Raw genomic sequence first — 23,725 nt, 5'->3', positions numbered from 1 at the left:
CCGTACCTGTAGGAGAGTGTTATTCAGGGGATATAGAGGCTGAACAAGCCGCCGCCCAAGGGGCCGCCATTGCTGATTTCGGTGCGTCCGCCCACGCCATTGCGCTGATGCAAGGCGGCAATTCGCCCGGCAAAGTACAGGCCCAGGCCGGTGCTGCCACTGCTGTGGTTGATGCCCTGCACGTAATCTGCCTGACGCTCGATCATCTCGGGCGGATAACCCTCGCCATCGTCGTTGATGGTCAGCACCAGTTGCCCGGCCTCATCGCTGACGCTGATCAACAAGGCATGGCGGGCATAACGAATGGCGTTGTTGATGCTGTTGGCAAGCACCGAGGCAATCAACTCCCGATCGAAGAAACCCAGCGGGCTCAACGGGTCCACTTCATAGGTCGCGATAATGCCGCGGCTGGCGAACACTTCCTGGTGAGCCGCCAGTTGCGCCTCGATGAAGTCATCCAGCTCATGGTAGGCCGGCTGCAACGGCATCTGGTTGACGCCGAGTTTGTACAGCCCCAGCAACTGCACCAGCATGCCGTTGAGGTGAGCGAACTCGAAGTCGATCACGCCCTGCTCCGGGGTGTGCTGTTCGGGATCGGGCAAGCGCGCCAGCCATTGGCTGTGCGCCTGCATCAGCATGGCCAGGGAGTTCTTCATGTCATGCACGGTGGAGGCAATCACCGTGGAAAAGTCGAGTGACGGTTCGCTGTCGATCATTCGCCGAACGCCTTGATTTTCAGTTTCTGGTAGCGCGGATAACGCGCGTCGGTATCGGGCATCAGGCCGACGGTTTTCAGGCAGGCGCGACATTCTTCCAGTTCGGCCGACGGCACACTGGTGTCGGTGCCATGCAGCAGCGACTGCGCCATGTTCAGGGCAATACTGATGTTCTTCGGCTGCAGTGCCAGGGCTTTGCGGAATACATCCCGGGCTTCCACCAGGTTGCCGGTCTTGTACACCCGCACGCCCTGACGGTTGAGGTCGGCGGCCGCGTTGCTGGATTTGAGGATGGTCGGGTCGTCGGTCAGCTTGGCGATGTCCTTCATCACGGCCGGATCGTCGCCGTAGATTTCCGCACAGTTTTTCAGCATCGAAGCGCCGGCACTCGCCTGCCCGAGCATTTGCAGCTGCTTGGCCACCAGCAGCGCCGCTTCGGCGCTCATGAACTGCTCCATGCCATCGAGGCGCATCATCGCCTGCTCGGTGAGCTTCTCGGCGGTTTCGGCATCGTTGAGCAGCAGGCTGGTGGCCTTCATCAGACGCGCACGAATCTGCAAGCCGGGGTCGGAAGGATTCTCCTTCGCCACCGCACTCAGCGTTGTGTTGATTTCAAGACGGGTGCGGGTGTCCAGGCCCTTCTCACTGCCTTTGCTGATCAGGGCATGGGCCAGGCCGAGGTTGCTTTCCGCATCCTTGAAACGTGACTGTGCCCCTTGGGCCACGGCCTGACGATAGGCTCTGGAGGCGGTGTCGAAATCTTCGTTGGCCATTGCCAGCTTGCCCAGCAATGCTTGTCGGCGCACCGCCAGCGGCGACAGGCGAATCGCCTCCTCCAACACTCTCTGCGCCGTCTTCGTGTCGCCTTCGCAGACCAGCACATCAGCCATGCCGTCGTAGAGGGCCGGCATCATCGGGAAGACTTTCAGGGCCTTCTCGTAAACGCCTTTGGCCTGGCTGACCTGGCCACGCTTGAACAGCAACTGGCCCAACCCGGCAAACGCCCATGGCAAAGGCCGATCAGCAATGATGCTGTCATAGAGCCGCTCCAGCGCTTCGTTCTGGTTCATGTCACGCAACGCATCGGCGCGGTAACGCAGGCACAGCGGCGAATAACGAATGTCCTGTTTGCACAGGGCGATGCAGGCATTGAGCACTTCAACCGGCTTGCCTCGGTCAAGGGCTTGCAGGATCGGTTTGAGCAAGGTCTTGCGCTGCTCCAGGCGTTCCAGGCGCTGGGCCAGGCCGGAACGGTTGAACGGCTTGGTCAGGTAAGCATCGGGCTCATGCTCCAGTGCGCTGAGCACCATGGCCTGGCTGGTTTCGGCGGTGACCATGACAAACACACTTTCATGGCTGATCAGCTTCTCGATCATCAGGTCTTCAAGCACCTGCTGACCGTTCTTCTTGCCGTCGCCCAGATGGAAATCCTGCAGGATGAAGTCGTAGGACTTCTGCGAGCACATGCGCAGCGCCTGTTCACCGGTATCGGCGGTGTCGACGTCCTTGACGCCCAACTCCCGCAGCATGGACCTGACGGAACTGCGGAAATCCGAGAAATCATCGACGATCAGAAAACTCTTTTGGTGATACGACAGCATCGAAGATTTCCAGGCAATTTAAGAAGAACAACCCAAAGGCAACTACACGGGCGAGCTCAGCTTCGCGGCCTTTTTTGGCGCGCAGATGATAGCGAGAGGCCATAGGCCATCAAGCAATTTCGCAAAAATCCGTGATGACAGTTGCCGGCCGCCAGAAATAAAAATGACAACGACTGTTCGGGTTATCGGCCAGTAGTCGCGTTCCCTTGAAGCGGCAGGAGTGCAATTGCGCATTTCGCTCGCTGAGCGCCCCACTCCAATGCCGCGCAGCAAGGTACATCGCGGCCTCTGTCGTGAAACTCCTCCCCCATCAAAATCCCACGGCCATCGTAAACACCGATGAACACCTGGGTGCCCCCCTCATGACTCACACGCGCCCGCACTTCCACCTGCACTCCGTCGCCGAGCACTTCTTCATGGATGTGGAGAGGTAACCGGGCGTCGGTCCATAACCAGAACTGCGCGCCTCTGTGTCGCATTGCTTGGTTCCCTGCCACAGCAAACACTCTGTGAACCGCTTTTCGTAGGAGCCAGGCTTGCCGGCGAAGGCGTCCTTAAGAGCGCCTTCGCCGGCAAGCCTGGCTCCTACATGTCCGATTTATCCTTAACCGACCTGCATCAGGCTCTGACAGGGCCTTTTTAACACTGAACGCTGAAATTTCTTGGGTGTCCCAGCACCGACAAAACACAGCCAGCCCATGCCGCATAAGGGTTTCAGATCATTTGAGCCGCACCAATGCTGTGAGCCTTCGGCCCCTTCGCCAAAAACAAATCGACATAATATTGACACCAAAACATCCACTTGTCGGAATATTGGCACATGGCACCGTTTCATCCGGTTAACACCTTTACAAAGCCTGAGCCCACAACTAAACACACATCAAACTGATATCAGGAAAGGCCGTACTCCTGAGTCAGGGTTATCCCAAGACACGGCCTCATTCAGCCATTACTTCAGGAGTCCCTTCCACATGGGAGCTCTCAGATTACTGCGCGCCGTGCGTAATGCAGCCCCAGGTTCGGGCCCACGTTCGCCCAACCTGACCTGCGATCCGCTCCTCGAGTGCGGCGAGTTTTTCCACCCCCGCAATACCCGCGCGCCTCTGCCGGCAGCGCTTGTCCCGTCAGCTGGCCGACGATGTCCGACGGCCGCCTCGCACCACTCTTGAACGACCTGAGCGGTGCAAGAACAGGACTTCGTCCTGTTAGCAGTCCCTAGCGATTCCAAAAATAAAAAAATTGCATTTTCGGGAGAAAGACATGGCTACCACCACAACTACCAGCGGCGGCACCGTTACTTCGTTTTCCAATACACCGCAGGCTAAGGACGACATTTTCACTACAGGTGTCATTGGCACAAGCAACGCGGCCATCACTGAAGACCTGCTGGGAGTCGTGTACCTGGACGTCATGTCCAATGACCTCGGTGGCAACGCGAAGACACTCTGGTCACTGGATAACGCGACCAGTCTTTCTACCGACACCAAGGTTTATGCTCCCGCCGACCTGCTGATCCAGGACACGAGCAGAATCGAGGCGACGAGTGCTGACACCAGTTTCAATGGTGCAAAGATCTGGATTACGTCGGATGGCAAGGTCGGCTACGACACAGCCACTTTGTCGACTGCTTTCAAGGCACAACTTCAGGCGCTTGCTGCCGGAGGGTCCCTGACGGACAGCTTTACTTATGCGATTCGCCTGGGCAACGGCACGCTTAGCTGGGCCACTGCACAGGTGCAATTCGCAGGTGCGAATGACAGCGTGACGATGAGCATAGGTGTGCAGGCCGGCACGGTAACCGAAGATGCGGCTACGACACCAAGCTCGACCGATTCGCTGAGCACGACAGGCACGATCGCATTTAACGATGTAGATCTGAGCGACACGCATACTGCCTCATTCGTGGCTGCGGGCGGCAACACCACAGCGCTGGGAAATTTCGCCCTTGCCTCTGTGACTGAAGCGGCCAATGCGGCCAACGGCACCGTCAACTGGACTTACACCGTGAATAATGCGGCAGCCCAGTACCTGGCCCAGGGTCAGACTGTTACCGAAACCTATGTGGTCACCATCAATGACGGGCATGGCTCGTCGACCACGAAGAATGTAGCTATCACTATCACCGGCACCAACGACCAGGTGCACATCACCAGCGGCGTGCAGGCCGGCGATGCCAAGGAAGACAGCGGCGACTACGCCGCCAACGGCAGCATCACCTTCACCGACGTCGACCTGATCGACACCCACAGCGTCACGGTCACGCCGGGCGCTTCCGGCTATCTGGGAAACTTCACCACAAATCTGAGCGACAGCACCGGCACGGGCAGCGGTTCACTGGGCTGGAACTTCGCGGTGAACAACGCCGCCCTGCAGTTCCTGGGTCAAGGCCAGAGCATCACCCAGACCTATAACGTGGCGATCGGCGACGGCGCGGTGCAGACCGTGACCATTACTATCACCGGCACCAACGACCGGCCGACGCTGACGATCGCCGACAGCAGCGGTGCAATGAACGAAGGCAATGGCACCGCCACGCTGAGCGACAGCGGTGCACTGAGTTTTGCCGATGTGGACAACATCGACGTGGTGACTGTGTCGCACACCTCCAACGGCAACATCGCCTGGAGCGGCGGCACGCTCAATGCGGGCGTGGCCTCGGCACTGGTGGCTGGTTTCTCGGTCGATCAGAACAGCTGGGACTACAGCACCAGCCAGAACCTCGACTTCCTCGGTGCCGGTGAAACCGTCACCTTCTCTTACACGGTGGTTGCCACCGACAACAGCGGCGCGGCTAATGCTGCTTCGGCGACGCAGACGGTGACCATCACCCTCACTGGCACCAATGACGCACCAGTGCTCAGTTTCGCGACGGGTAACGATGCCGGCGCCGTGCAGGAAGACAGCACCCTCAGCGTCAGCGGCCAGTTCAGCTCGGTCGACATCGATCATGCGGCCACCGCAACTTGGACCATCAATGGCTCGGCTTCGGGAACCTACGGTTCGATCGCCGTCGACAGCACTGGCAAGTGGACTTACACCCTGGCCAATGGCATCGATGGCGTCGCCAGTGCCGTGCAGTCATTGAAGGCTGGCGAGACTCATGATGAGGTGTTCAGCGTGCAGGTCAGCGATGGCCTCGGCGGTGTGGACACTCAGCTGGTGACTGTGACCGTCACTGGCACTAACGATGCGCCGGTGCTCAGTTTCGTGACCGGCGACGATACCGGTGCCGTGCAGGAGGACAGCACCCTCAGCGTCAGCGGCCAGTTCAGTTCAGCCGACATCGATCACGCGGCCACGACCAGCTGGACCATCAATGGCTCGGCTACGGGAACCTACGGCTCGATCGCCGTGGACAGCACTGGCCAGTGGACGTACACCCTGGCCAATGGCACCGACGGTGTCGCCAGTGCCGTGCAGTCGTTGAAGGCGGGCGAGACTCATGATGAAGTGTTCAGCGTGCAGGTCAGCGATGGCCTCGGTGGCGTGGACACCCAACTGGTGACCGTCACCGTCAGCGGCACTAACGATGCGCCGGTGCTCAGCTTTGCGACCGGCAATGACGCCGGCGCAGTGCAGGAAGACACCACCCTCAGCGTCAGCGGCCAGTTCAGTTCGGCCGACATCGACCACGCGGCCACCGCCACTTGGAGCATCAATGGCTCGGCTTCGGGAACCTACGGCTCGATCGCCGTCGACAGCACTGGCAAGTGGACGTATACCCTGGCCAATGGCATCGATGGCGTCGCCAGTGCCGTGCAGTCATTGAAGGCGGGCGAAAGTCATAATGAAGTGTTCAGCGTGCAGGTCAGCGATGGCCTCGGCGGCTTGGACACCCAACTGGTCACCGTCACCGTCAGCGGCACTAACGACGCCGCCGTGCTGTCTTCGGCCAGCGTCACGCTGACCGAAATCGATGCCGCACTGACCACCAACGGCACCCTGACCATCAGCGATGTCGACAGCGCCGCGACCTTCGTCGCCCAGACCAACACCGCCGGCAGTTATGGCCAGTTCTCCCTCGGCACCAATGGTGCCTGGAGCTATGTCGCCGATAACGCCCACAACGAGTTCGTCGCCGGCAGCACCTACACCGATACCTTCGCGGTGAGCAGTGCCGACGGCACCGCGACCGCAGTGACGGTCACCATCACCGGCAGCAACGATGCCGCCGTACTGTCCGCCGACATTGCCAACCTGACCGAGACCGATGCCGCCGCCGACATCTCCACCAGCGGCAACCTGACCATCAGCGACGTCGACAGCGCCGCGACCTTCGTCGCGCAGTCTGGCACCACCGGCAGCTACGGCCAGTTCTCCATCGGCACTGACGGTGCCTGGAGCTATGTCGCCGACTCCGCCCACAACGAGTTCGCCGCTGGCAGCACCTACACCGATACCTTCGCGGTGAGCAGTGCCGATGGCACCGCGACCGCAGTGACGGTCACCATCACCGGCAGCAATGATGCCGCGGTGCTGTCCGCCGACATCGCCAACCTGACCGAAACCGATGCCGCGCTGATCACCAATGGCACCCTGACCATCAGCGATGTCGACAGCGCCGCGATCTTCGTCGCGCAGTCCAACACCGTCGGCAGCTACGGCCAGTTCTCCCTCGGCACCAACGGGGCCTGGAGTTATGTCGCCGATAGCGCCCACAACGAGTTCGTTGCTGGCAGCACTTACACCGACACCTTCGCGGTGAGCAGTGCCGACGGCACCCTCACCTCGGTCACCGTGCAGATCCTCGGCAGTAACGACGCTGCCGTGCTGTCCGCCGACATCGCCAACCTGACCGAAACCGATGCCGCCGTCGACATCTCCACCAGCGGCAGCCTCACCATCAGCGATGTCGACAGCGCCGCGACCTTCGTCGCCCAGACCAACACCGATGGCAGCTACGGCCAGTTCTCCATCGGCACTGACGGTGCCTGGAGCTATGTCGCCGATAGCGCCCACAACGAGTTCGTTGCTGGCACCACTTACACCGACACCTTCGCGGTGAGCAGTGCCGATGGCACCGCGACCGCAGTGACGGTCACCATCACCGGCAGCAATGATGCCGCCGTACTGTCCGCCGACATTGCCAACCTGACCGAAACCGATGCCCCGCTGACCACCAACGGCACCTTGACCATCAGCGATGTCGACAGCGCCGCGACCTTCGTCACCCAGTCCAACACCGTCGGCAGTTATGGCCAGTTCTCCATCGGCACCGACGGTGCCTGGAGCTATGTCGCCGACTCTGCTCACAACGAGTTCGCCGCTGGCACCACCTACACCGACACTTTCTCAGTGAGCAGCGCCGATGGCACCCTCACCTCGGTCACCGTGCAGATCCTCGGCAGCAACGATGCCGCCGTGTTGTCCTCGGCCAGCGTCACGCTGACCGAGACCGATGCCGCCGTCGACATCTCCACCAGCGGCAGCCTCACCATCAGCGATGTCGACAGTGCCGCGACTTTCGTCGCGCAGTCTGGCACCGCCGGCAGCTACGGTCAGTTCTCCATCGGCACCGATGGTGCCTGGAGCTATGTCGCCGATAGCGCCCACAACGAGTTCGTCGCCGGCAGCACCTACACCGACACCTTCGCGGTAAGCAGCGCCGATGGCACCCTCACCTCGGTCACCGTGCAGATCCTCGGCAGCAACGATGCCGCCCTACTGTCCTCGGCCAGCGTCACGCTGACCGAAACCGATGCCGCCGTCGACATCTCCACCAGCGGCAGCCTGACCATCAGCGATGTCGACAGCGCCGCGACCTTCGTCGCCCAGTCCAACACCGTCGGCAGCTACGGCCAGTTCTCCATCGGCACCAACGGGGCCTGGAGTTATGTCGCCGATAGCGCCCACAACGAGTTCGTTGCTGGCAGCACTTACACCGACACCTTCGCGGTGAGCAGTGCCGACGGCACCCTCACCTCGGTCACCGTGCAGATCCTCGGCAGTAACGACGCTGCCGTGCTGTCCGCCGACATCGCCAACCTGACCGAGACCGATGCCGCCGTCGACATCTCCACCAGCGGCAACCTGACCATCAGCGATGTCGACAGTGCCGCGACCTTCGTCGCGCAGTCCAACACCGCCGGCAGCTACGGCCAGTTCTCCATCGGCACTGACGGTGCCTGGAGCTATGTCGCCGACTCTGCCCACAACGAGTTCGCCGCTGGCAGCACCTACACCGACACTTTCTCAGTGAGCAGCGCCGACGGCACCCTCACCTCGGTCACCGTGCACATCACCGGCAGTAACGACGCCGCCGTGCTGTCCGCCGATATTGCCAACCTGACCGAAACCGATGCCGCGCTGATCACCAACGGCACCCTGACCATCAGCGACATCGACAGCGCCGCGACCTACGTCACCCAGTCCAACACCGTCGGCAGTTATGGCCAGTTCTCCATCGGCACTGATGGTGCCTGGAGCTATGTCGCCGACTCCTCCCACAACGAGTTCGTCGCCGGCAGCACCTACACCGATACCTTCGCGGTGAGCAGTGCCGATGGCACCCTCACCTCGGTCACCGTGCAGATCCTCGGCAGCAACGATGCCGCCGTGCTGTCCTCGGCCAGCGTCACGCTGACCGAAACCGATGCCCCACTGACCACCAACGGCACGCTGACCATCAGCGACGTCGACAGCGCCGCGACCTTCGTCGCCCAGTCCAACACCACCGGCAGCTACGGCCAGTTCTCCCTCGGCACCGATGGTGCCTGGAGCTATGTCGCCGACTCCTCCCACAACGAGTTCGTCGCCGGCAACACCTACACCGATACCTTCGCGGTGAGCAGTGCCGATGGCACCCTCACTTCGGTTACCGTGCAGATCCTCGGCAGCAACGATGCCGCCGTGCTGTCCTCGGCCAGCGTCACGCTGACCGAGACCGATGCCCCACTGAGCACCAACGGCAGCCTTACCATCAGCGATGTCGACAGCGCCGCGACCTTCGTTGCGCAGTCCAACACCACCGGCAGCTACGGCCAGTTCTCCATCGGTACCGACGGTGCCTGGAGCTATGTCGCCGACTCCGCCCACAACGAGTTCGCCGCCGGCAGCACCTACACCGACACCTTCGCGGTGAGCAGTGCCGACGGCACCCTCACCTCGGTCACCGTGCAGATCCTCGGCAGTAACGACGCTGCCGTGCTGTCCGCCGACATCGCCAACCTGACCGAAACCGATGCCGCCGTCGACATCTCCACCAGCGGCAGCCTCACCATCAGCGATGTCGACAGCGCCGCGACCTTCGTTGCGCAGTCCAACACCGCCGGCAGCTACGGTCAGTTCTCCATCGGCACCGATGGTGCCTGGAGCTATGTCGCCGATAGCGCCCACAACGAGTTCGTCGCCGGCAGCACCTACACCGACACCTTCGCGGTGAGCAGCGCCGACGGCACCCTCACCTCGGTCACCGTGCAGATCCTCGGCAGCAACGATGCCGCCGTGCTGTCCGCCGACATCGCCAACCTGACCGAAACCGATGCCGCCGTCGACATCTCCACCAGCGGCAGCCTCACCATCAGCGATGTCGACAGCGCCGCGACCTTCGTTGCGCAGTCCAACACCGTCGGCAGCTACGGCCAGTTCTCCATCGGCACCAATGGTGCCTGGAGCTATGTCGCCGATAGCGCCCACAACGAGTTCGTTGCCGGCAGCACCTACACCGACACCTTCGCGGTGAGCAGTGCCGATGGCACCCTCACCTCGGTCACCGTGCAGATCCTTGGGACCAATGATGCCGCGGTGCTGTCCGCCGACATCGCCAACCTGACCGAGACCGATGCCGCCGTCGACATCTCCACCAGCGGCAACCTGACCATCAGCGATGTCGACAGTGCCGCGACTTTCGTCGCGCAGTCCAACACCACCGGCAGCTATGGCCAGTTCTCCATCGGCACTGACGGTGCCTGGAGCTATGTCGCCGACTCCGCCCACAACGAGTTCGCCGCCGGCAGCACCTACACCGATACCTTCGCGGTGAGCAGTGCCGATGGCACCGCGACCGCAGTGACGGTCACCATCACCGGCAGCAATGATGCCGCGGTGCTGTCCGCCGACATCGCCAACCTGACCGAAACCGATGCCGCGCTGATCACCAATGGCACCCTGACCATCAGCGATGTCGACAGTGCCGCGACTTTCGTCGCGCAGTCTGGCACCACCGGCAGCTACGGTCAGTTCTCCATCGGCACCGATGGTGCCTGGAGCTATGTCGCCGATAGCGCCCACAACGAGTTCGTTGCCGGCAGCACCTACACCGACACCTTCGCGGTGAGCAGTGCCGACGGCACCCTCACTTCGGTCACCGTGCAGATCCTCGGCAGTAACGATGCCGCCGTGCTGTCCTCGACCAGCGTCACGCTGACCGAGACCGATGCCGCCGTCGACATCTCCACCAGCGGCAGCCTGACCATCAGCGATGTCGACAGCGCCGCGACCTTCGTCGCACAGACCAACACCGATGGCAGCTACGGCCAGTTCTCCATCGGCACCGACGGTGCCTGGAGCTATGTCGCCGACTCCGCCCACAACGAGTTCGTTGCCGGCAGCACCTACACCGATACCTTCGCGGTGAGCAGTGCCGACGGTACCCTCACCTCGGTCACCGTGCAGATCCTTGGGACCAATGATGCCGCGGTGCTGTCCGCCGACATCGCCAACCTGACCGAAACCGATGCCGCCGTCGACATCTCCACCAGCGGCAGCCTCACCATCAGCGATGTCGACAGCGCCGCGACCTTCGTTGCGCAGTCCAACACCGTCGGCAGCTACGGCCAGTTCTCCATCGGCACCAATGGTGCCTGGAGCTATGTCGCCGATAGCGCCCACAACGAGTTCGTTGCCGGCAGCACCTACACCGACACCTTCGCGGTGAGCAGTGCCGATGGCACCCTCACCTCGGTCACCGTGCAGATCCTTGGGACCAATGATGCCGCGGTGCTGTCCGCCGACATCGCCAACCTGACCGAGACCGATGCCGCCGTCGACATCTCCACCAGCGGCAACCTGACCATCAGCGATGTCGACAGTGCCGCGACTTTCGTCGCGCAGTCCAACACCACCGGCAGCTATGGCCAGTTCTCCATCGGCACTGACGGTGCCTGGAGCTATGTCGCCGACTCCGCCCACAACGAGTTCGCCGCCGGCAGCACCTACACCGATACCTTCGCGGTGAGCAGTGCCGATGGCACCGCGACCGCAGTGACGGTCACCATCACCGGCAGCAATGATGCCGCGGTGCTGTCCGCCGACATCGCCAACCTGACCGAAACCGATGCCGCGCTGATCACCAATGGCACCCTGACCATCAGCGATGTCGACAGTGCCGCGACTTTCGTCGCGCAGTCTGGCACCACCGGCAGCTACGGTCAGTTCTCCATCGGCACCGATGGTGCCTGGAGCTATGTCGCCGATAGCGCCCACAACGAGTTCGTTGCCGGCAGCACCTACACCGACACCTTCGCGGTGAGCAGTGCCGACGGCACCCTCACTTCGGTCACCGTGCAGATCCTCGGCAGTAACGATGCCGCCGTGCTGTCCTCGACCAGCGTCACGCTGACCGAGACCGATGCCGCCGTCGACATCTCCACCAGCGGCAGCCTGACCATCAGCGATGTCGACAGCGCCGCGACCTTCGTCGCACAGACCAACACCGATGGCAGCTACGGCCAGTTCTCCATCGGCACCAATGGTGCCTGGAGCTATGTCGCCGATAGCGCCCACAACGAGTTCGTTGCCGGCAGCACCTACACCGACACCTTCGCGGTGAGCAGTGCCGATGGCACCCTCACCTCGGTCACCGTGCAGATCCTTGGGACCAATGATGCCGCGGTGCTGTCCGCCGACATCGCCAACCTGACCGAGACCGATGCCGCCGTCGACATCTCCACCAGCGGCAACCTGACCATCAGCGATGTCGACAGTGCCGCGACTTTCGTCGCGCAGTCCAACACCACCGGCAGCTATGGCCAGTTCTCCATCGGCACTGACGGTGCCTGGAGCTATGTCGCCGACTCCGCCCACAACGAGTTCGCCGCCGGCAGCACCTACACCGATACCTTCGCGGTGAGCAGTGCCGATGGCACCGCGACCGCAGTGACGGTCACCATCACCGGCAGCAATGATGCCGCGGTGCTGTCCGCCGACATCGCCAACCTGACCGAAACCGATGCCGCGCTGATCACCAATGGCACCCTGACCATCAGCGATGTCGACAGTGCCGCGACTTTCGTCGCGCAGTCTGGCACCACCGGCAGCTACGGTCAGTTCTCCATCGGCACCGATGGTGCCTGGAGCTATGTCGCCGATAGCGCCCACAACGAGTTCGTTGCCGGCAGCACCTACACCGACACCTTCGCGGTGAGCAGTGCCGACGGCACCCTCACTTCGGTCACCGTGCAGATCCTCGGCAGTAACGATGCCGCCGTGCTGTCCTCGACCAGCGTCACGCTGACCGAGACCGATGCCGCCGTCGACATCTCCACCAGCGGCAGCCTGACCATCAGCGATGTCGACAGCGCCGCGACCTTCGTCGCACAGACCAACACCGATGGCAGCTACGGCCAGTTCTCCATCGGCACCGACGGTGCCTGGAGCTATGTCGCCGACTCCGCCCACAACGAGTTCGTTGCCGGCAGCACCTACACCGATACCTTCGCGGTGAGCAGTGCCGACGGTACCCTCACCTCGGTCACCGTGCAGATCCTTGGGACCAATGATGCCGCGGTGCTGTCCGCCGACATCGCCAACCTGACCGAAACCGATGCCGCCGTCGACATCTCCACCAGCGGCAGCCTCACCATCAGCGATGTCGACAGCGCCGCGACCTTCGTTGCGCAGTCCAACACCGTCGGCAGCTACGGCCAGTTCTCCATCGGCACCAATGGTGCCTGGAGCTATGTCGCCGATAGCGCCCACAACGAGTTCGTTGCCGGCAGCACCTACACCGACACCTTCGCGGTGAGCAGTGCCGATGGCACCCTCACCTCGGTCACCGTGCAGATCCTTGGGACCAATGATGCCGCGGTGCTGTCCGCCGACATCGCCAACCTGACCGAAACCGATGCCCCACTGAGCACCAACGGCACGCTGACCATCAGCGACGTCGACAGCCCGGAAAGCTTCCAGGCGCAGTCCAACACCACCGGCAGCTACGGCCAGTTCTCCATCGGCACCGACGGTGCCTGGAGCTATGTCGCCGACTCCGCCCACAACGAGTTCGCCGCCGGCAGCACCTACACCGATACCTTCGCGGTGAGCAGTGCCGATGGCACCGCGACCGCAGTGACGGTCACCATCACCGGCAGCAATGATGCCGCGGTGCTGTCCGCCGACATCGCCAACCTGACCGAAACCGATGCCGCGCTGATCACCAATGGCACCCTGACCATCAGCGATGTCGACAGTGCCGCGACTTTCGTCGCGCAGTCTGGCACCACCGGCAGCTACGGTCAGTTCTCCATCGGCACCGATGGTGCCTGGAGCTATGTCGCCGATAGCGCCCACAACGAGTTCGTTGCCGGCAGCACCTACACCGACACCTTCGCGGTGAGCAGTGCCGACGGCACCCTCACTTCGGTCACCGTGCAGATCCTCGGCAGTAACGATGCCGCCGTGCTGTCCTCGACCAGCGTCACGCTGACCGAGACCGATGCCGCCGTCGACATCTCCACCAGCGGCAGCCTGACCATCAGCGATGTCGACAGCGCCGCGACCTTCGTCGCACAGACCAACACCGATGGCAGCTACGGCCAGTTCTCCATCGGCACCGACGGTGCCTGGAGCTATGTCGCCGACTCCGCCCACAACGAGTTCGTTGCCGGCAGCACCTACACCGATACCTTCGCGGTGAGCAGTGCCGACGGTACCCTCACCTCGGTCACCGTGCAGATCCTCGGCAGCAACGATGCCGCCGTGTTGTCCTCAGCCAGCGTCACGCTGACCGAGACCGATGCCCCACTGAGCACCAACGGCACGCTGACCATCAGCGACGTCGACAGCCCGGAAAGCTTCCAGGCGCAGTCCAACACCACCGGCAGCTACGGCCAGTTCTCCATCGGCACCGACGGTGCCTGGAGCTATGTCGCCGACTCCGCCCACAACGAGTTCGTTGCCGGCACCACCTACACCGACACCTTCGCGGTGAGCAGTGCCGACGGCACCCTCACCTCGGTCACCGTGCAGATCCTCGGCAGCAACGATGCCGCCGTGCTGTCCTCGGCCAGCGTCACGCTGACCGAAACCGATGCCGCGCTGATCACCAATGGCACCCTGACCATCAGCGATGTCGACAGCGCCGCAACCTTCGTCGCGCAGTCTGGCACCACCGGCAGCTATGGCCAGTTCTCCATCGGCACCAATGGTGCCTGGAGCTATGTCGCCGATAGCGCCCACAACGAGTTCGTCGCCGGCACCACCTACACCGACACTTTCTCAGTGAGCAGCGCCGATGGCACCCTCACCTCGGTCACCGTGCAGATCCTCGGCAGCAACGATGCCGCCGTGCTATCCGCTGATATCGCCAACCTGACCGAGACCGATGCCCCACTGACCACCAGCGGCACCTTGACCATCAGCGACATCGACAGCGCCGCGACCTTCGTCACCCAATCCAACACCACCGGCAGCTATGGCCAGTTCTCCATCGGCATCGACGGTGCCTGGAGCTATATTGCCGATAGCGCCCACAACGAGTTCGTCGCCGGCACCACCTACACCGACACCTTCGCGGTGAGCAGTGCCGATGGCACCCTCACCTCGGTCACCGTGCAGATCCTCGGCAGCAACGATGCCGCGGTGCTATCCGCTGATATCGCCAACCTGACCGAGACCGATGCCGCACTGACCACCAACGGCACGCTGACCATCAGCGATGTCGACAGCGCCGCGACCTACGTCACCCAGTCCAACACCGTCGGCAGTTATGGCCAGTTCTCCATCGGCACTGATGGTGCCTGGAGCTATGTCGCCGACTCCTCCCACAACGAGTTCGTCGCCGGCAACACCTACACCGATACCTTCGCGGTGAGCAGTGCCGATGGCACCCTCACTTCGGTTACCGTGCATATCCTCGGCAGCAACGATGCCGCCGTGCTGTCCTCGGCCAGCGTCACGCTGACCGAAACCGATGCCCCACTGACCACCAACGGCACGCTGACCATCAGCGACGTCGACAGCGCCGCGACCTTCGTCGCCCAGTCCAACACCACCGGCAGCTACGGCCAGTTCTCCATCGGTACCGACGGTGCCTGGAGCTATGTCGCCGACTCCGCCCACAACGAGTTCGCCGCCGGCAGCACCTACACCGACACCTTCGCGGTGAGCAGTGCCGATGGCACCCTCACTTCGGTCACCGTCCACATCACTGGGACCAACGACGCTGCGGTGTTGTCCGCCGACAGCGCCAACCTCATAGAGACCGATGCCTCGCTGACCACCAGCGGCACGCTGACCATCAGCGACGTCGACAGCGCCGCGACCTTCGTTGCCCAGTCCAACACCGCCGGCAGCTACGGCCAGTTCTCCATCGGCACCGACGGTGCCTGGAGCTACGTCGCCGATAACGCTCACAACGAGTTTGTCGCCGGCAGCACCTACACCGACACCTTCGCGGTGAGCAGCGCCGACGGCACCCTCACTTCAGTCACCGTCCACATCCTCGGCAGCAACGATGCTGCGGTACTGTCCGCTGATATCGCCAACCTGACCGAGACCGATGCCGCACTGACCACCAACGGCACGCTGACCATCAGCGATGTCGACAGCGCCGCGACCTTCGTCACCCAGTCCAACACCGTCGGCAGTTATGGCCAGTTCTCCATCGGCACTGACGGTGCCTGGAGCTATGTCGCCGATAGTGCTCACAACGAGTTCGTCGCTGGCACCACCTACACCGACACCTTCGCGGTAAGCAGTGCCGACGGCACCCTCACTTCGGTCACCGTCCATATTACCGGCACTAACGACGCCGCCGTTCTGTCCTCAGCCAGCATCACGCTGACCGAAACCGATGCCGCACTGACCACCAACGGCAACCTGACCATCAGCGACGTCGACAGCCCGGAAAGCTTCCAGGCACAGTCCAACACCACCGGCAGCTACGGCCAGTTCTCCATCGGTACCGACGGTGCCTGGAGCTATGTCGCCGACTCCGCCCACAACGAGTTCGTTGCTGGCACCACCTACACCGACACCTTCACCGTGAGCAGCGCCGATGGCACCGCGACCGCAGTGACGGTCACCATCACCGGCAGCAATGATGCCGCCCTACTGTCCTCGGCCAGCGTCACTCTCACCGAAACCGATGCCCCACTGACCACCAACGGCAACCTGACCATCAGCGACGTCGACAGCCCGGAAAGCTTCCAGGCACAGTCCAACACCACCGGCAGCTATGGCCAGTTCTCCATCGGCACCGACGGTGCCTGGAGCTACGTCGCCGACTCCGCCCACAACGAGTTCGTTGCCGGCACCACTTACACCGACACCTTCGCGGTGAGCAGTGCCGACGGCACCCTCACCTCGGTCACCGTGCAGATCCTCGGCAGCAACGACGCCGCGGTGCTGTCCTCGGCCAGCGTCACGCTGACCGAGACCGATGCCCCACTGACCACCAACGGCAGCCTTACCATCAGCGATGTCGACAGCGCCGCGACCTTCGTTGCGCAGTCCAACACCACCGGCAGCTACGGCCAGTTCTCCATCGGTACCGACGGTGCCTGGAGCTATGTCGCCGACTCCGCCCACAACGAGTTCGCCGCCGGCAGCACCTACACCGACACCTTCGCGGTGAGCAGTGCCGATGGCACCCTCACTTCGGTCACCGTCCACATCACTGGGACCAACGACGCTGCGGTGTTGTCCGCCGACAGCGCCAACCTCATAGAGACCGATGCCTCGCTGACCACCAGCGGCACGCTGACCATCAGCGACGTCGACAGCGCCGCGACCTTCGTTGCCCAGTCCAACACCGCCGGCAGCTACGGCCAGTTCTCCATCGGCACCGACGGTGCCTGGAGCTACGTCGCCGACTCCGCCCACAACGAGTTCGTTGCCGGCACCACTTACACCGACACCTTCGCGGTGAGCAGCGCCGATGGCACCCTCACTTCGGTCACCGTGCAGATCCTCGGCAGTAACGATGCCGCCGTGCTGTCCTCGACCAGCGTCACGCTGACCGAGACCGATGCCGCCGTCGACATCTCCACCAGCGGCAGCCTGACCATCAGCGATGTCGACAGCGCCGCGACCTTCGTCGCACAGACCAACACCGATGGCAGCTACGGCCAGTTCTCCATCGGCACCGACGGTGCCTGGAGCTATGTCGCCGACTCCGCCCACAACGAGTTCGTTGCCGGCAGCACCTACACCGACACCTTCGCGGTGAGCAGCGCCGATGGCACCCTCACTTCGGTCACCGTGCAGATCCTCGGCAGCAACGATGCCGCGGTGCTGTCCTCGGCCAGTGTCACGCTGACCGAAACCGATGCCGCCGTCGACATCTCCACCAGCGGCAGCCTGACCATCAGCGACATCGACAGCGCCGCGACCTTCGTCGCGCAGACCAACACCACCGGCAGCTACGGCCAGTTCTCCATCGGCACCGACGGTGCCTGGAGCTATGTCGCCGACTCCGCCCACAACGAGTTCGTCGCCGGCAGCACCTACACCGACACCTTCGCGGTGAGCAGCGCCGACGGCACCCTCACTTCAGTCACCGTCCACATCCTCGGCAGCAACGATGCTGCGGTACTGTCCGCTGATATCGCCAACCTGACCGAGACCGATGCCGCACTGACCACCAACGGCACGCTGACCATCAGCGATGTCGACAGCGCCGCGACCTTCGTCACCCAGTCCAACACCGTCGGCAGTTATGGCCAGTTCTCCATCGGCACTGACGGTGCCTGGAGCTATGTCGCCGATAGTGCTCACAACGAGTTCGTCGCTGGCACCACCTACACCGACACCTTCGCGGTGAGCAGCGCCGATGGCACCCTCACTTCGGTCACCGTGCAGATCCTCGGCAGCAACGATGCCGCCGTGTTGTCCTCAGCCAGCGTCACGCTGACCGAGACCGATGCCGCCGTCGACATCTCCACCAGCGGCAGCCTGACCATCAGCGATGTCGACAGCGCCGCGACCTTCGTCGCACAGACCAACACCGATGGCAGCTACGGCCAGTTCTCCATCGGCACCGACGGTGCCTGGAGCTATGTCGCCGACTCCGCCCACAACGAGTTCGTTGCCGGCACCACCTACACCGACACCTTCGCGGTGAGCAGTGCCGACGGCACCCTCACCTCGGTCACCGTGCAGATCCTCGGCAGCAACGATGCCGCCGTGCTGTCCTCGGCCAGCGTCACGCTGACCGAAACCGATGCCGCGCTGATCACCAATGGCACCCTGACCATCAGCGATGTCGACAGCGCCGCAACCTTCGTCGCGCAGTCTGGCACCACCGGCAGCTACGGCCAGTTCTCCATCGGTACCGACGGTGCCTGGAGCTATGTCGCCGACTCCGCCCACAACGAGTTCGCCGCCGGCAGCACCTACACCGACACCTTCGCGGTGAGCAGTGCCGATGGCACCCTCACTTCGGTCACCGTCCACATCACTGGGACCAACGACGCTGCGGTGTTGTCCGCCGACAGCGCCAACCTCATAGAGACCGATGCCTCGCTGACCACCAGCGGCACGCTGACCATCAGCGACGTCGACAGCGCCGCGACCTTCGTTGCCCAGTCCAACACCGCCGGCAGCTACGGCCAGTTCTCCATCGGCACCGACGGTGCCTGGAGCTACGTCGCCGATAACGCTCACAACGAGTTTGTCGCCGGCAGCACCTACACCGACACCTTCGCGGTGAGCAGCGCCGATGGCACCCTCACTTCGGTCACCGTCCACATCACCGGCAGCAATGACGCCGCCGTGCTGTCCTCGGCCAGCGTCACGCTGACCGAAACCAATGCCCCACTCACCACCGGCGGCAGTCTCAGCGTTAGCGACATCGACAGCCCGGAAACCTTCCAGGCCCAATCCGGTACCGCCGGCGCCAACGGAACCTTCGCTATCAATACCGCGGGTAACTGGAGCTATACCGCCAACTCAGCCTTCGACACACTGAATGTCGGCGACAGCCTGACCGATACCTTCACGGTACTCAGTGCCGACGGCACCGCGACCGCGGTGACGGTCACTATCAACGGCAGTAACGACGCCGCCGTGCTGTCCTCGGCCAGCGTCACGCTGACCGAAACCAATGCCCCGCTGACCACAGCTGGCACCCTCACCATCAGCGACATCGACAGCCCGGAAACCTTCCAGGCCCAATCTGGTACCGCCGGCGCCAACGGAACCTTCGCTATCAATACCGCGGGTAACTGGAGCTATACCGCCAACTCAGCCTTCGACACACTGAATGTCGGCGACAACCTGACCGATACCTTCACGGTACTCAGTGCCGACGGCACCGCGACCGCGGTGACGGTGACCATCAACGGCAGCAACGACTCCCCGACGATCACCTCCAACGGAGGTGGTGCGACCGCTTCGGTCAGCGTGGCGGAGAACACCACGACGGTCACGACGGTGGTGGCCAGCGATGCCGATCTTCCAGCACAAACCCTGAGCTACAGCATCGTCGGCGGAGCGGATGCCGCGAAGTTCTCGATCGTTTCAGGCACCGGCGCGCTGAGCTTTGTTTCTGCGCCCAACTTTGAGGCGCCGACTGACTCGGGAACGAACAACGTCTATGACGTGATCGTACGGGCGTCGGACGGCACGCTGTTTGATGACCAGACGATCGCCGTGAGCGTAACGGGCGTCAATGACAATACCCCGACGATCACCTCTAACGGAGGTGGTGCGACCGCTTCGGTCAGCGTGGCGGAGAACACCACGACGGTCACGACGGTGGTGGCCAGCGATGCCGATCTTCCAGCACAAACCCTGAGCTACAGCATCGTCGGCGGAGCGGATGCCGCGAAGTTCTCGATCGTTTCAGGCACCGGCGCGCTGAGCTTTGTCTCTGCACCCAACTTTGAAGCGCCGACTGATTCGGGAACCAACAATGTCTATGACGTGATTGTGCGGGCGTCGGACGGCACGTTGTTTGACGACCAGGCGATCGCGGTGACCGTGACGGGAGTCAACGATAACTCCCCGGTGATCACCTCCAACGGTGGTGGTGCAACGGCTTCGGTCAACGTGGCGGAGAACAGCACGGTGGTCACGACGGTGGCAGCGACCGATGCCGATCTTCCGGCACAAACCCTGAGCTACAGCATCGTCGGCGGAGCGGATGCCGCGAAGTTCTCGATCGTTTCAGGCACCGGCGCGCTGAGCTTTGTTTCTGCGCCCAACTTTGAGGCGCCGACTGACTCGGGAACGAACAACGTCTATGACGTGATTGTGCGGGCGTCGGACGGTACGCTGTTTGATGACCAGACGATCGCCGTGAGCGTAACGGGCGTCAATGACAATACCCCGACGATCACCTCTAACGGAGGTGGTGCGACCGCTTCGGTCAGCGTGGCGGAGAACACCACGACGGTCACGACGGTGGTGGCCAGCGATGCCGATCTTCCGGCACAAACCCTGAGCTACAGCATCGTCGGCGGAGCGGATGCCGCGAAGTTCTCGATCGTTTCAGGCACCGGCGCGCTGAGCTTTGTTTCTGCGCCCAACTTTGAGGCGCCGACTGACTCGGGAACCAACAACGTCTATGACGTGATCGTACGGGCGTCGGACGGCACGCTGTTTGATGACCAGACGATCGCCGTGAGCGTAACGGGCATCAATGACAACACCCCGACGATCACCTCTAACGGAGGTGGTGCGACCGCTTCGGTCAGCGTGGCGGAGAACACCACGACGGTCACGACGGTGGTGGCCAGCGATGCCGATCTTCCGGCACAAACCCTGAGCTACAGCATCGTCGGCGGAGCGGATGCCGCGAAGTTCTCGATCGTTTCAGGCACCGGCGCGCTGAGCTTTGTTTCTGCGCCCAACTTTGAGGCGCCGACTGACTCGGGAACGAACAACGTCTATGACGTGATCGTACGGGCGTCGGACGGCACGCTGTTTGACGACCAGGCAATCGCGGTAACCGTGAGTAACGACTCAACAGCACCGACAGTGACGTCCATTACGGGTTTAAGCAGTGAATCAGGGACTGAAGGTACAGCCATTTTCACCGTGACTTTTTCGGAAACAGTGTCTGGGGTTGATGCCACTGACTTCACGCTTTTCGGTACAGCTATGTCGACTTCAGGAGGGGTTCCTTTTATTCAAAGCGTCTCTGGGGCCGGATCGAGCTATACGGTTACGGTGAGTTATGACTCACGCAATAACGCAAACGGTGATGGAGGGAAAACTCTGGGGCTTAACTTGAATGCCGGCAATAACGTGGTTGACGCAGAGGGACTTGCAACGACTGCTACAACTTTCAGTACGGCGCAAATCGCCAGTTTGAGCCCGGCAGGCGTGGCTGGCGAACCTATTAACCTGGCCTTAAGCGCCCCATCCCTGGACTTCGCCGTTCAGGTTGCCATTACGATCAATGGCGTGCCCTCAGGCTGGTCTCTAAACGCCGGAACCAACAATGGCGACGGTACCTGGACCGTGCAGACCTACGATCCCGGCTCACTGACTGTGACGACCCCGGCTAGTTTCGTCGGTGCGTTGGTGCTCGCCATCAACATGACCTGGATCAATGCTGATGGCAGCATTGGCAATACCTTCATTTCCGACAACATCGAAGCCTACGCCTCAGGCTCACCGATCTTCGCCTTGTCTACCGACGACAACCTGACTGGCTCGTCCGGCGCCGACACTTTCGTATTCGCCCAACCGATCGGCAACAACGTCATCCACAGCTTCGATGCAGCGGCAGACAAGATCGACTTGATCGGCTTCACGGGCGTCACCGGCTTTACTGACTTGAGTATCGCTAACGACGCCAACGGCAATGCGCTGGTCACCATAGGCTCCGGCCAGTCGGTCACCCTGAAAGGTGTCGATGCGGCGAACTTGAGCGAAGCGAACTTCCAGTTCGATGTGGACCCGGTCATGACCAATACCGGTACCCTCACCATTGCCGACGGCGCGATCATGCCGTTCGGTGGCAGCATCCATAACAGCGGCACCATCGAACTCGGCTCCACCGGCAGCGCGACCAATCTCGAGATTCTGTTCCGTGGCGCGACCTTGACCGGCGGCGGCCAGGTGCTGCTATCCGACAATGCGCAAAACGTGGTTTTCGGCGGCAGCGCCGACACCGTCCTGACCAACGTCGACAACCGCATTTCCGGTGCCGGCCAGTTGGGCGCCGGGCAGATGGTATTGGTCAATGCGGGGCTGATCCTGGCCAGCGGACTGAACAGCCTGGTGCTCGACACCGGCACTCACACCATCACCAACAGCGGAGTGCTGGAATCCACGGGCGCAGGCGGAATGACGGTTGCCAGTACGGTCGAAAACACCGGCCATCTGTGGGCCAATGGCGGTGATATGAGCCTGCTGGCCGATGTTACCGGCGACGGCAGTGCCACCATCGATGGCAATGCGACCTTGAGCTTCGCCGGCGCCGCCCACACATCCGTCGCCTTCCACGGCGAAGGTGCGGGCACGCTGGTGATCGCCCAGGCCGAAGCGGCGGGCTCGCTGGTCGGCATCCTCGGCCTGGAGAGCGATGACATGCTGACGTTCGGCAATATAGCCTTCGGCGCCAATACTCAGCTCAGCTACAGCGCCAACGCCTACGGCAGTGGTGGCCAGCTGACGGTGGACGACGGCGTGCATCGGGCCGAGGTGAATCTGCTGGGGCACTACTCGGTGGACGACTTCCATGCCACCGACGGCGGCGAGGCCGGCACCCAGGTCAATTACAGCGGCGAGTCCAGCGGCACACTGGTGGGCAGCATGCTTGCGGACACGCTCAGTGGCGGCGATGGCAACGACATCATCGTGGGTCGTGGCGGGGAGGACACGCTCAGCGGTGGCGCGGGAGCCGACGTGTTCGCCTACCTCAACGTGGCTGAAGGCGGGGACACCATCCTCGACTACAACTTCGCCGAAGGTGACGCGCTCGACCTCTCTGCCCTGCTCAAAGCCAACTTCGTCAGCGGCAGCAGTCAAGTGTCCGACTTCGTCCAACTGGCGCAATCAGGCAGCGACATCACCGTGAAGGTGGATACCGATGGCGCAGCTAATGGTACGAACTTCGCCGATGTGGCGGTCCTTGCCAACACTGGCACGAATGGTACCGATCTTGTGCGTACCTTGTTTGGGGAGTCTGACCATACGCTGACGGTTTGAGGTATTGGGCTGGAGTTGAGCAGTTAATGATAGTGGTGTCCCCGGAACCATTATCGGGCTACTCAACTCCTTCGCTCACGCGGCATGGAA

3 protein-coding genes are annotated in these 23,725 nt (G+C 62.4%); 1 reads left to right on the top strand and 2 read right to left on the bottom strand.

What is annotated here, in order from left to right; translation table 11 throughout:
- Positions 1 to 23: 23 nt before the first annotated feature.
- Positions 24 to 716 (bottom strand): sensor histidine kinase, encoded by a 693-nt coding sequence (locus AB7M22_RS03700; RefSeq protein WP_454185281.1) that lies wholly within the window; start codon positions 714 to 716, stop codon positions 24 to 26.
- Positions 713 to 2,317: a tetratricopeptide repeat-containing response regulator gene (locus AB7M22_RS03695; RefSeq protein WP_007899136.1), complete on the bottom strand. Its 1,605-nt coding sequence runs from the start codon at positions 2,315 to 2,317 to the stop codon at positions 713 to 715. The genes AB7M22_RS03700 and AB7M22_RS03695 overlap by 4 nt, the downstream gene beginning before the upstream one ends.
- A 1,260-nt stretch (positions 2,318 to 3,577) precedes the next feature.
- Between AB7M22_RS03695 and AB7M22_RS03690 the strand changes: the two genes are divergently transcribed.
- The gene (locus tag AB7M22_RS03690; protein WP_454185280.1) at positions 3,578 to 23,635 is read left to right on the top strand and encodes a VCBS domain-containing protein; all 20,058 of its coding nucleotides are present in this window, start codon (positions 3,578 to 3,580) and stop codon (positions 23,633 to 23,635) included.
- The last annotated feature ends 90 nt before the right edge of the window (positions 23,636 to 23,725 follow it).

This window comes from Pseudomonas sp. ADAK2 TE3594, from assembly GCF_053628675.1.
This window is presented reverse-complemented; position numbering and strand designations above follow the sequence as displayed.

Coding starts and splice junctions, on each gene's coding strand:
- AB7M22_RS03700 (WP_454185281.1), bottom strand. CDS start 716: ATGATCGACAGCGAACCGTCACTCGACTTTTCCACGGTGATTGCCTCC.
- AB7M22_RS03695 (WP_007899136.1), bottom strand. CDS start 2,317: ATGCTGTCGTATCACCAAAAGAGTTTTCTGATCGTCGATGATTTCTCG.
- AB7M22_RS03690 (WP_454185280.1), top strand. CDS start 3,578: ATGGCTACCACCACAACTACCAGCGGCGGCACCGTTACTTCGTTTTCC.